This window comes from Microcystis aeruginosa LEGE 91341 (assembly GCF_015206885.1).
GTDB classification, from domain to species: Bacteria; Cyanobacteriota; Cyanobacteriia; order Cyanobacteriales; family Microcystaceae; genus Microcystis; species Microcystis aeruginosa_H.
Map to the genome: position 1 here is coordinate 1 of NZ_JADEXY010000126.1, position 12242 is coordinate 12242.

Annotated in this window: 12 protein-coding genes; 7 read left to right on the plus strand and 5 right to left on the minus strand. The window is 41.7% G+C overall.

Annotated elements, in window-relative coordinates; all coding sequences use genetic code 11:
• Positions 1-149 precede the first annotated feature (149 nt).
• The 6 genes from IQ234_RS16590 to IQ234_RS16615 all read left to right on the plus strand — a co-directional run bounded on the left by IQ234_RS16590 (position 150) and on the right by IQ234_RS16615 (position 6100).
• Positions 150-1211 (plus strand): Mrp/NBP35 family ATP-binding protein, encoded by a 1062-nt coding sequence (locus tag IQ234_RS16590; protein WP_002740457.1) that lies wholly within the window; start codon positions 150-152, stop codon positions 1209-1211.
• Between the two features lie 21 nt (positions 1212-1232).
• Positions 1233-2513, plus strand: coding sequence for a rod shape-determining protein RodA (gene rodA / locus IQ234_RS16595; RefSeq protein WP_193957888.1), 1281 nt, complete (start codon positions 1233-1235; stop codon positions 2511-2513).
• Positions 2514-3240: 727 nt separating this feature from the next.
• Positions 3241-3390 carry a microviridin/marinostatin family tricyclic proteinase inhibitor gene (locus tag IQ234_RS16600; protein ID WP_193957889.1) on the plus strand — a complete coding sequence of 50 codons (150 nt, stop codon included), beginning with the start codon at positions 3241-3243 and terminating at the stop codon, positions 3388-3390.
• A gap of 277 nt (positions 3391-3667) precedes the next feature.
• A complete protein-coding gene (locus IQ234_RS16605; protein WP_193957890.1) occupies positions 3668-4648 on the plus strand; it encodes an MvdC family ATP-grasp ribosomal peptide maturase in 981 nt (326 codons plus the stop codon).
• A gap of 53 nt (positions 4649-4701) precedes the next feature.
• Positions 4702-5676 carry an MvdD family ATP-grasp ribosomal peptide maturase gene (locus tag IQ234_RS16610; protein WP_193957891.1) on the plus strand — a complete coding sequence of 325 codons (975 nt, stop codon included), beginning with the start codon at positions 4702-4704 and terminating at the stop codon, positions 5674-5676.
• Between the two features lie 265 nt (positions 5677-5941).
• Entirely contained in the window at positions 5942-6100 is a 159-nt protein-coding gene (locus IQ234_RS16615) for a microviridin/marinostatin family tricyclic proteinase inhibitor (RefSeq protein ID WP_002739260.1), read from the plus strand.
• 154 nt (positions 6101-6254) lie between these two features.
• Here the strand turns inward: IQ234_RS16615 and IQ234_RS16620 are convergent, their stop codons facing one another.
• The 5 genes from IQ234_RS16620 to IQ234_RS16640 form a co-directional block, all read right to left on the minus strand.
• Positions 6255-6734: a hypothetical protein gene (locus IQ234_RS16620; RefSeq protein WP_104396281.1), complete on the minus strand. Its 480-nt coding sequence runs from the start codon at positions 6732-6734 to the stop codon at positions 6255-6257.
• 192 nt (positions 6735-6926) lie between these two features.
• Entirely contained in the window at positions 6927-7469 is a 543-nt protein-coding gene (locus tag IQ234_RS16625) for a GNAT family N-acetyltransferase (RefSeq protein WP_193957892.1), read from the minus strand.
• Between the two features lie 199 nt (positions 7470-7668).
• On the minus strand, positions 7669-9732 hold the full coding sequence (locus IQ234_RS16630) for an ABC transporter ATP-binding protein/permease (RefSeq protein WP_193957893.1): 2064 nt from the start codon (positions 9730-9732) through the stop codon (positions 7669-7671).
• Between the two features lie 158 nt (positions 9733-9890).
• Positions 9891-10145, minus strand: coding sequence for a hypothetical protein (locus tag IQ234_RS16635; protein ID WP_104395982.1), 255 nt, complete (start codon positions 10143-10145; stop codon positions 9891-9893).
• A gap of 99 nt (positions 10146-10244) precedes the next feature.
• Positions 10245-11189, minus strand: a complete 945-nt coding sequence (locus tag IQ234_RS16640; protein ID WP_193957894.1) for an NAD(P)/FAD-dependent oxidoreductase — start codon at positions 11187-11189, stop codon at positions 10245-10247.
• A 97-nt stretch (positions 11190-11286) separates the two neighbouring features.
• Between IQ234_RS16640 and IQ234_RS16645 the strand changes: the two genes are divergently transcribed.
• The gene (locus IQ234_RS16645; protein ID WP_193957895.1) at positions 11287-12114 is read left to right on the plus strand and encodes a YaaW family protein; all 828 of its coding nucleotides are present in this window, start codon (positions 11287-11289) and stop codon (positions 12112-12114) included.
• Positions 12115-12242: the final 128 nt, after the last annotated feature.

The window sequence follows — 12242 nt, forward strand, 5'->3', positions numbered from 1 at the left end:
GGGAAGTGGGGAAGTGGGGGAATTTCAACTAAAACCCTAAAACCCTAAAACCCTAACACCCTAAAACCCCAACACCATCCAACACCCAACCCCCACAAGGTTAAGATAAATAACCATAAGAACAATACTTGACTAGAGACACTGAAACCATGCCCCTTGATACCGCATCGATTTTAGAAGTATTACGTCCCGTTCAAGATCCAGAACTGCAAAAAAGCTTAGTGGAATTGAACATGATCCGCAATGTGGCGATCGATGGCGGAAAAGTTAGCTTTACCCTAGTTTTGACCACTCCCGCCTGTCCTTTGCGCGAATTTATCGTGGAAGACTGCCAAAAAGCCGTTAAACAGCTGCCTGGGGTGGAAAGTGTCGCTGTGGACGTAACTGCCGAAACCCCGCAACAAAAAGCTTTACCCGATCGCCAAGGCGTGGAGGGGGTTAAAAATATTATCGCCGTTTCCAGTGGTAAGGGCGGTGTGGGAAAAAGTACCGTGGCTGTCAATATCGCCGTCGCCTTGGCTCATTTAGGGGCAAAAGTGGGGCTATTAGACGCGGACATCTACGGCCCCAACGCCCCGACAATGTTGGGCTTAAATGACGCACAAGTGACCGTACAGGGCGCAAATGGCGAGATATTGGAACCCGCTTTTAACCATGGCATCAAAATGGTTTCCATGGGCTTTTTGATCAACCCCGATCAACCGGTAATCTGGCGCGGTCCGATGTTAAACGGCATTATCCGTCAGTTTCTCTATCAAGTCAACTGGGGCGATTTAGACTATTTAATCGTCGATATGCCTCCCGGTACCGGGGATGCACAATTAACTTTAATTCAATCGGTCCCCCTAGCCGGTGCGGTGATTGTCACCACTCCCCAGACGGTTTCTTTAATTGATGCGCGCCGGGGTTTAAAAATGTTCCAACAGCTAGGGGCGCGGGTTTTGGGTATCGTGGAAAATATGAGTTATTTTATCCCCCCCGATCAGCCCGATCGCTCCTATGATCTATTTGGGTCCGGTGGCGGGGAAAAAACCTCACAAGAATTGGGCATTCCTTTACTGGGATGTGTGCCTCTGGAAATATCCCTCCGGGAGGGCGGTGATACTGGTGTACCAGTAGTTTTAGGGCAACCAGAATCGGCCTCAGCTAAAGCCCTGATCGCGATCGCTCGTCAGGTAGCGGCGAAAGTATCCGTAGCAGCCTATAGTTAGTCAGTAAATGTGGGGAGAGAAATGGTGAGAAGACAGTCCCTTGTTAGTAGGAAACTAAGCGGTTTTAACGAGCAGTTTAGCTTTATTTTCCGGGATATAGCCCAAATTGATTGGCTTTTGTTCGTTTTGGTGACGGGTTTAACCGTTTTCGGTGGTTTAATGATTCGTAGTGCCGAAAGACATACCACTGCTCTCGATTGGTGGCAACACTGGTTATTCGGATGCGTGGGAGTGGCGATCGCTTTATTTCTGGCCCGTTGTCGTTACGAAAGTCTGCTGAAATGGCACTGGTTAACCTATCTTCTCACCAATCTCTCCCTAATCGCGGTAATTATCCTAGGGGTGACGGCGAATGGGGCGCAAAGTTGGATTAATATCGGCAGTTTTAACGTGCAACCGTCGGAATTTGCCAAGGTAGGTTTAATTATCACCCTAGCAGCCCTCCTACATCATCGTCCCGCCGATAATCTTTTTGCGATCGCTCGTGTCTTTGCCGTCACTGCCATCCCCTGGGTGTTAATTATGGCGCAGCCGGACCTGGGGACAGGATTAGTCTTTGGCGCAATTACCCTAGGCATGATTTACTGGGCTAATGCGAAACTGCCTTGGATGATTATCCTCTTATCTCCCCTCGCATCGGTTTTTCTGTTTAATTTACTTTTTCCTGCTTGGATTGTTTTAGCAATTATCATCGCTGTACTTGCTTGGTTTACCCTTCCCTACCGTTTTTTATCTACTTTCCTTGTGGTGGCAACTAATCTGGCAGTGGGTAAATTGGGCGAGGTTTTTTGGGGTTTATTAAAAGAATATCAAAAAGATCGTTTAACCCTATTTCTTGACCCAGAAAAGAATCCTTTGGGGGGAGGTTATCAATTAATTCAATCCCGCATTGCCATCGGATCCGGAGAATTATTAGGACGGGGATTACACCAAGGCACCCAAACCCAATTAAATTTTATTCCCGAACAACACACCGATTTTATCTTCACCGTAGTCGGGGAAGAACTCGGTTTTGTCGGCAGTATTCTAGTTTTAATAGCTTTCTGGTTAGTTTGTTGGCGTTTGTTAGTCATTGCTAATACTGCTAAAGAAAACTTTGGTTCTTTAATAGCGATCGGTGTTCTCTCGATGATCGCTTTTCAGGCAATTCTTAATATTAGCATGACCGTGGGATTAGCCCCGATTACAGGGATTCCTCTACCCTGGTTAAGTTATGGACGTTCATCTTTATTAACCAATTTTATCGCCTTGGGTTTAGTGGAATCCGTGGCTAATTATCGCCCCCGTAAGCGTTTGTACTAAGTAGTTATCAGTTATCAGTTATCAGTGAGCAGTGAGCAGTTATCACTGAGTTGATCTTGGGTAAGGGAGAGCCAATAACCGACATTAAAAAACTCTCTTTCACCACAAAACTCAGAAGTGTTGAATGTTAAGATTTTGAAGATCATGACCAAGTTATGTATTTGCTCTGATGATACCAAAAAGGACTGATACTAAATCCGTTGAGTAACGCACAGAAAACGGGTTTCTCGGAGAAACCCGTTTTCTACTCATGCAAAAGGCAAAAAGGGGAATGAATAATCAGTCTTTAATAACCAGATTTAGTATGATTATTGACTCCATTCCTAAAATACTGGTTTTGTGAAGTTTTATTGCAGGATTCAACACTTCTGCATAAAAATCTCGAATCGAAGAACTACAATTTAAATCATCCAATCTACTAATCTATTTATTTTTATGCACTTGCCTTTTGCGTGAGTGCCTTTTGCATGAGTGCCTGTCCTCATAAATAGCCGATAATCAAAGGATTTACTATGATTTAGCGGAAATTTTCTTAAATTTTTCTTAAATGCTTGACATTGGCCAGATTAGTGGTTACGATTTTTTCCATCACCCAAATAAAAGCAAATTATTTGCACAATCCCGATTCTGAAAGCCATGCACAGCAAAGCTTTTATGGGTAAGTACAGGTGGTTGTTTTTATCTGAGTGATTAAACTTGTTCACTCAAAATTACCAGAGGAATAACAATGGCATATCCCAACGATCAACAAGGTAAAGCACATCCTTTCTTTGCTCGTTTCTTGTCCGTAAGCAAAGAGGAATCTTCCATCAAGTCTCCTTCCCCTGAGCGTGAGGCTAACACCTACAAATACCCTTCTGACTGGGAAGATTTTTAAACTCAGATCACTTGAGTAATTACAGCACTTTTCTTGATTACACCGTACAGACAAAAAGCTAAAGGAGCCACTAAGCAAGGCTTGCAGCCAAAAAACTGCCCGTTGAAATCTTGGGAAGTGCTGTCAACTAACTTTAGTAATTACTCAAGAAAAAAACCAATACTGCAATAAGTCAAGCAAAAGCAAGACTTTTTGCAGCATTTTCTTGAGATTCCAATCAATAAAGACCCGCCCAAAAGCCTTAAGATGGGTTAAAATGTAAGGATTTGCAACTGATATGAAAGAATCGCCTAAAGTTGTTTTATTGTTGACCCATAGCGGCGATTTTTTTACGATTGACCGCGTGGCTGAGGCGATAGAAAAAAAAGGAGCCAAACCTTTTCGCTTAGATACTGATAAATTTCCCTTAGAGGTTCAACTAACGGCCCAATTTAATGGGAAAAAAAGTTTTTATCAATTAACCTATAACCATCAATCTATTGATAGTGAACAGGTGCAATCTGTTTGGACAAGACGTATTTGGCAACCTGAACTAACAGGGGATTTAGATCCTCAGTTTCGGGAGGCTTGTGTGCGAGAATCCCAGACGACTTTGGCTGGTTTTTGGGATAGTTTAAGGTCAGCGCGTTGGTTAGATAATTTAGCGCAAATTGAGAAGGCTAAAAATAAGTTATTACAACTTCGTTTGGCCTCAGAAGTTGGCTTGATTATTCCCCCCACTTTAGTGACCAATAATCCCGATGCTGCTCGGGAGTTTTTTTCCCAGGTTCAGGGACGAATGGTGAGTAAATTGTTAACTGCGATCGCCCGCAGTATGGAATCGCCAGAATTTTTTCTTTATACCAGTAGGGTGAAAGCAGAAGACCTTGAGGAAGCGGAATCTTTACGTTATTGTCCTATGGTTTTTCAAGCGGAAATTCCTAAACAATTAGAATTGAGAGTTGTCGTGGTTAATGGACAAACATTTGTGGGTGCTTTAGAATCTTCTCAGTATAATCATTCAGCAGTAGATTGGCGAAGACCGGGTATTGATCCGGGTGCTTGGCAACATCATACTTTACCCGATTCACTATTGCAGCAAATTCAGATTTTTATGGCTAATTTAGGGTTAAATTTTGGGGCATTTGATTTTATCTTAACTCCCGCAGGAGAATACGTTTTTTTAGAAGTTAATCCGGGTGGTGAGTGGGGAATGTTAGAACGGGATTTAGATTTACCTATTTCTCATGCGATCGCTGATTTTTTAGTCTTCGGTTGATCGACAAAGTTGGTGCTGAAAAAATTGTTAATCCTAAGTTTTCAAGGAGATTTATGACCGTTTTACTTGTTACTTTTAGCAACGATAATGAAAGTATTCCTCTGGTAATCAAAGCCATAGAAGCCATGGGTAAAAAAGCCTTCCGTTTTGATACCGATCTCTTCCCGACAGAGGTAAAAGTTGATCTTTACTCAGGGTATAAAAAAGGCGGAATTATTACCGATGGAGAACAAAAATTAGAGCTAAAAGAGGTTTCGGCTGTCTGGTATCGACGCATGAGATACGGACAAAAATTACCCGATGGGATGGATCGTCAATTTCGCGAAGCTTCTCTTAAGGAATGTCGGTTAAGTATTCGAGGAATGATTGCTAGTTTATCTGGCTTTCATCTTGATCCAATTGCGAAGGTAGATCATGCCAATCATAAACAATTGCAGTTACAAGTGGCGCGACAATTAGGTTTATTAATTCCGGGGACTTTAACTTCTAATAATCCTGAAGCTGTCAAGCAATTTGCTCAGGAGTTTGAAGCGACGGGAATTGTGACTAAAATGCTTTCTCAATTTGCTATTTATGGAGACAACCAAGAGGAAATGGTTGTTTTTACCAGTCCTGTTACTAAGGAAGATCTAGATAATTTGGAAGGTTTGCAATTTTGTCCAATGACTTTTCAGGAAAACATTCCTAAAGCTTTGGAATTACGCATCACTATCGTCGGTGAACAAATATTTACGGCGGCGATTAATTCCCAACAATTAGACGGTGCTATCTACGATTGGCGAAAAGAGGGAAGAGCGCTCCATCAACAATGGCAACCCTACGATTTACCGAAAACTATTGAAAAACAACTACTTGAATTAATGAAATATTTCGGTCTTAATTATGGTGCAATTGATATGATTGTCACACCAGATGAACGTTATATCTTTTTAGAAATTAATCCCGTTGGCGAGTTTTTCTGGCTAGAACTTTATCCTCCTTATTTTCCCATCTCCCAGGCGATCGCTGAAGTCCTCGTCAACTCATAAATCAACCAATACAGAGTCAGAGTATCTTATCGTAATTATCCTATCTGCTGAGGGACAGAAGTTATCGCTTTTGAATTAGCAATGGGGAGCGGAGAACAGGGAAGAAAACTGACGTACCTGATGACTCTGAATACCGCTATAAGTGTCACCGATGGGAGTGCGGGTAAGGTGAGGATTTGACTTGAGTAAGACGGCAATATATGTTACTATCACAGGGTAATCGCAGCTATATTGAAAAAGCTGCTACTCAAAACTAGGAATGACCATGAATTATCCTAATAGCGAACAAAGTAAAGCAATCCCCTTCTTTGCTCGTTTTTTATCGGTGGACCAAGACGAGGCTCCGACTCCCGATTCCCCCCCCGATTCTGAACCCGCTCCCGTTTGGACTTGGAAATGGCCTTCTGACTGGGAAGATAGTTAATTAATTTAAAGATTGCTTTCAGTAATTCATACAGAAAACAACCACCGCCATAAGTCAAGCAGGAGTAAGATTTATAGCGGTTTTTTGTTGCATTTAGAGTTTGCTAAACAAGTCAATTGACCAGTGGAGGCAGCAGTGCTTAGTCAAGTCAAAACTACTCTTCAGCAATTTCGACTTCTTTGGGAGCAACGGGTTCTTCGGCAGCAATTTCTACTTCAATAGCCTTTTTTAGGTTAAGTTTTAGAACTTGAGAAATTGGTAAACCTTCCACCTCATTAATCAGATATTCTTGAGTTTCTGTTTCACGACGCTTGAGATAGACCGTTTTCAGCAGTGCCTCAATGCCATAACCCGTCACAATGTCGCCAATAATGGTAGAGAGGCCTAAGACCCCAAGTCCACCAATTAGTCCCAGGGGGCCGCCTAACCCAAAAAGTGCGTAAATCATAGGATAGGCAGTAGCGCTGGATGCGGCAACGGCAATAATGAAAATAATGCCGGGGAGTCCCAGAGAAGCAAGTTTTTGAACAACTTCATCCAGAGAAATTCCCCAGGAGACAAGTTTTTTGTTGATTTCTGCGGGATTAATTCCCAGAAAATCATTGGGAATGGCCGTTTCAGTAGTTTCCGTCATTGATGAGACTCCTAAAATCACTAAGTTGGATTGGTTGGTCGGGATTTCAGTCATATGTCAAGCCTGATTGAGATGTTCTTAACCTGACTTTTAAACCCATTATATATCAGCTTGTAGGATGCGTTAGGCGATAATAATCTTGACAACCGCCGTAACGCACCACTTTTAAATTTTTGAAATACCTGATAAGGGTTAAGAAAAACTTTTCAATCTACTTAATTTCCAGACCAAGACTTTCTCTCTTGCTTCTATCAGATCCATGCCGATTTTTTCTAAAACTCGCTTTGAAGCTATATTATCGGGAGCGCAGCCAGCGGTCACTGTTTGCATACCAGATTGAGAAAGTGTCCAGTCCATCATTGTTTTTGTCGCCTCAGATGCGTAGCCTTGTCGTCGATATAACGGCGCTACTTGATAGCCAATTTCTACAGCATCTGTGGGTAAACCTGTAACATCAGGAATAATTTTGACCATCACATGACCAATAAGAGTATTGTCTCCTTGATGAATAATTAAACTCCCCCACCCCCACTCATTTTGTAAGGGGAATTGCTGCAAAATATTCGCAATATCAGGGAAAGCTTGAATCAACTCTTGTTCGGCCCAGTCAGCGGCAACTTTTACCCCCAAAATTGTTGCCAATTCATCGATACTTATAATTGCCGCTTTCAGAAGTTCAAGCTTTAAGGGGACTAAATATAATCGTTCCGTCACAAGTTTTTCCAGTGCTTTCATTTGATAAAATTCCTATACCAGTTATCAGTTATCAGTTATCAGTTATCAGTTATCAGTTATCAGTTATCAGTTATCAGTTATCAGCTATCAGTTATCAGTTATCAGTTATCAGTTCACTGAGAAAACTCCCCACACCCCACACCCTACACCCTACACCCTACACCCTACCCCCACGAAAAACTTTTTCAGCAGACCCTAGCTATATTCTCACCCATTTTAAGGCTTTTGGGTCTTTATCGTAACGATAATTAAAACCATCTTTGGCAGTAATGATTTTACCTAAACTGGCACGACTCCGGACGTTACTTAAAGAATAGTCAGTTAGGGACTGCATTTGTTGATGGGACAAACCTTCGGCTATTTCAGAAACTCCTGCAATTTCCGCATCATGCTCAGTTTTAACCTCAAACAAAGGCTCTATTTTTACCGCCGAAAAATCTTCTAATTTTTTTGACATCATGACCATGTCATTAACTTTCTTGCGCTGATAATCTTCTACAGTTGACAGCTGCCAATGGGAATTTTCTGTTAACTCTAAGACCCATCGATGATAATTAAATAAACTTTCCCGATGACCAACACTAATAAAAGTGGTTTCACTTTCCTGTAATTGCCGATATAAACTGGCTTCATTGGCCAAATCTAAAGCACTGGTTGCTTCATCTAAGATAGTAAAGGTAGGTTTAGTGATTAATAGTCGAGCAAAAGCTAATCTTTGTTGTTCTCCGAGGGATAAAATCTGTTCCCAATTGACTTCTTTATCTAAGCTATTTTTGTCAGTTAATAAATGTTGAAGATTGACTTTTTTTAAGATATTTTCTAATTCTTCATCGCTCAGCTGCTCATTGGTATGGGGATAAAGTAATTGCTGGCGTAAACTGCCAAGGATAATATAAGGACGTTGGGGTAAAAATAACATTTTAGCTAAAGAAGGACGTACTAAACGACCACTACCCGCTTTCCATAAACCGGCGATTGCTCGTAACAAGGAACTTTTTCCTCGACCACTGGGGCCAATAATCAGTAAACTTTCTCCCAAAGGGACAGAAACCGATAAATTCTCCACAATTACCTTTTCATAATCGGGAGTTTGTAGGGTAAGATTCTCAAAAGCTATACGCTCATCTTCCAGGGTGGTAATACGACTTAAGTTTTTCGGCTCTTCACTGGCAACTTTTAAGGCATCTGTCAAAGTAGCTAACCGTTCAATATAACTGGAAACTTTACCCGATGTTCCCCATTCAGTAATTAATTGTCCCAAGGCATTAGAAAAAAGAAAACAACATAAACTAGCTTGACTAATTTCTCCGTAATCGATTTCATTTTTAATAAACATCGGGGTCAAAATAAACATTGAAAATACACTAATCGCTGACTGATAACCTCGATTAAAAAGATTATTAAACCGTTCCCAATTGATCAGTTTTTCCGAGCTTTCAATAACCCGTTGAAAACGACCTTCAATGATTTTTTCTTCCTGCTCTTCTCCCTGAAAAAAAGCAATGGATTCGGCGTGGTTACGCACATGGGTTAAAGCATAACTATAATCCGCCTTATCATTAAGCTCCGATTGATTAATTTTGTTTAATTCTTGAGTTAGATAAATTGCTATTAAATTTCCTGCGATCGTATAAATTACTAAATAAACCGCAATTTGCCGAGAAATTGTCCAAAGAATAATCGCAAAAGTAATCATTTGTAACCCTTTTTCCACGAAGGTGATTAACAACCTCATGGTCATGGTCGTAATTGGTTCAATTTCTTGAGATAATCTTTGATCGGGATTTTTTAAGGTCGAGGTAAAATCAATGTTATAATAAGCGCGATCATTGAGATATTTTTTAACGGTTTGTTTCGTTAACCACTTATACCAATCCAATGCCACTCGACGACGAATAAATTGAGAAAAAGCAAATAACCCCGTTGTTCCTATAATCAACAAACTGGATAACCACAGCGTATTGAGATATTTAGAAAGGTCTCTATCTTCAATAATAATATCGAGTACATAACGATTCCAGTAGCTACTAAAAGCTTCTACCCCGACTGTTGCCAAGATACTTAAAAGGATCAAAGATGACATTCCCCAAGAAATGATCACATCTCCAAAGGCACGTCCATTTAACTCCGTTGGATACCAATAGGGTTGAGCGACAATTTTTAGGCTTTCCCAAAATTGACCAAATAGTGAAAAGGGATTCTTGGCGGACTGAGCAGACACAACAGGGTTTTCCGTTGCTTGTTTAGTAGTATATTGAGACATCTAGATCCAATTGGCAGTTCTTTTACTGTTCTCTTGACAACTCGCTATCATATTGTAGCGGCAGAATTACCTCTTGTTGTCTTTTGTTGACATTTTTATCTAGAAGTAGCACTTTAGATACTAATTACTGTTTACTGATCACTGAAAAACCCCATCTCTCAATCTCCGTCATCCTCAAAATGATTAGCTAGTAGGAATTTTCGACTGGTATTCAACTCTTGCCAAAGCTGGTTAATTTTCTCGTAAGCTTCCGTGGAGGTAAGCTTTCCCCCCGTGTGTAAACCAGCGATAAAAGAGACTCTCAGGGCGAATTCCTGCAAATTAGCGTTAAAAACCAAATTTTGTGGCGTGAATAAACCCCTGTAGCTGGTTTTAGGGTAGAGAAAGTTATCTTTAGAATTGAATTTTTCCATTGTGACCAACCCCCCAGTATAGGATACCTACATTATTATATTACTTAACCTTTTGTTAACTTAAGCTTAACCTAAGAATTTGAACCTGTCTCTAGATTCTTAAGAGAGTAGCTGCTGAACTTGATTAGCTGCCGCTATCCCAGAAGTTAAGGCCGTTTCTAGGGAAGAATTTCTCGATAAATCTCCCCCTTGACACCAATCACCACAGGCAACTAGAGGTAAAGGACTACTAACACTTAAACAGGGTACAGCTAAACCCTGACGGACTAAAGCATAACGCCAACGGTGAATCTGAGACCAATCTGGGAGAGGCAAAGAAGCACGAGCGAGCAAATCTAGCTTAACTGCTTCTAAATCCTCGCTATCGAGATATTTAACCGCAAAATCGGCACTACTATGCACAACAAAGACATAATCAGGGGATGATTGCCGTTTACTGCTATCAAGTCCTAACCAAGCGATGGCGGTAGAGGGAGTAACTGCGGGTAAAGAATCGCCATAACCCGCCATTACCGTTAAACAGGGATCGTAAACGATTGATCGCAGTTCTGGCATAGTAGTTATATGAGAGTTTTCTAACAATAACGCTGCTTGCGGGGCGGGAATAGCCAGGACAATCACGGAAAACTCCCCCCGAATTTGACCGTTATTGTTTAAAACCCATTTTCCCTGATGATTTTCCAGACGAGTAACCAGAAAATCTCGTTCAATTTCTAAACCTTGAGCTAAAAATTTCGCCACGCTATTGATGCCAGAAGGAGCAACATAGCTAGAATCAAACCAAGAAGTAACTATATTCTCTCTTAGAAGATTATCAATTAAAGCCGCCGTTTTTTCGCCCTGAACAGTCAAAAAAGGCAAGCCATGATCCACAGCCATCTCTTGATTAGCTCGATTAACCCGTCGCGTGGCTAAACGACCACCAATGCCTCTAGACTTATCAAATAGCTTAACAGTATAACCTCGATCGCACAGCTGACGAGCGCAGGTTAACCCGGCTAAACCCGCACCAATGATCCCAACCTTAATCGAAAAATTTGTCACTAGCCTTCCTAATCCTGTAAACCCTTGAGTTAATATTAGTAGTAATCAGCACTAGCGAAACTGATTTGATTATTGGGGCTGAGGAGGACAAACCACATTGGACGAATTACGCACAGCTTTGGAGTTAGCCACCGAGGAGGAACTACAGCAAATCACTAACATCCTCTTTTGCCGTCGTTTTAACCCTCTCGATTATCTACGAGCGCCGGACGCAATCGCCGTTCAAAGTCAAGATTGGGAAAGTTGGTTAGATAGCGTCGAGGATCGTTTTCGTTATCTGGCTGCCGATGGTGTGACAGTATTAAAAGGTCAAACCGAAAAAGTTAGTTATCGTCAAATTCTCGTCCGTGTCTGTCATTTCCTCAAGGTTCCTTACTCCCAAAAAATGCCGACAACGGAAATTGAAGCGGAAATCTATCTTCACCTCGTTAACAAAGCTTGGAAACGTCTCCCCCCATCGGAACAAAAATCCCTCTCGATTCAAATTCAAAAAGCGCTCGCGGATTGCCACACTCCCCAACCCTTACCGGTTCACCTACAACACAATCCCCTTGATATAGTCCTCAAAGGCAGTAGCGTCATCGCCATTAATTCTATCCTGAAACCGATTCTGCTCAAACATATCGCTCAGCAGTTTGCTCTTCATTTTGTCCGCTATCAAGGGGCAAAAACTGCCCTAGTCCAGGGTGGGGCAATTGTTAATCAAATCGCCCTACAAACGGCTAAACAGGGCATGACTAGGGCGGCGGCCCGCTACGGAGCCGTCAGAACCGTGTTAAGTTTGGTAGGACCGGCTTTATGGGGTTGGTTTATTGCTGATCTCGGTTGGAAAGCGATCGCCACTGATTACGGCCGGATTATCCCGACTATTTTTGCCCTTGCCCAAATTCGTCTGACTCGTGAGGATTGTTGGCAACCTGCCTAGCTTGACATCCTCGCCGCCCTAAAAGTGCGGCGATTCCTAAACCTCACGATTTAAGTTTCTGCTTCCACCACCGTCGCATACCACAGTTAAAAAACCATGTACTGTCTTACACAGAGTCCACAGACTTT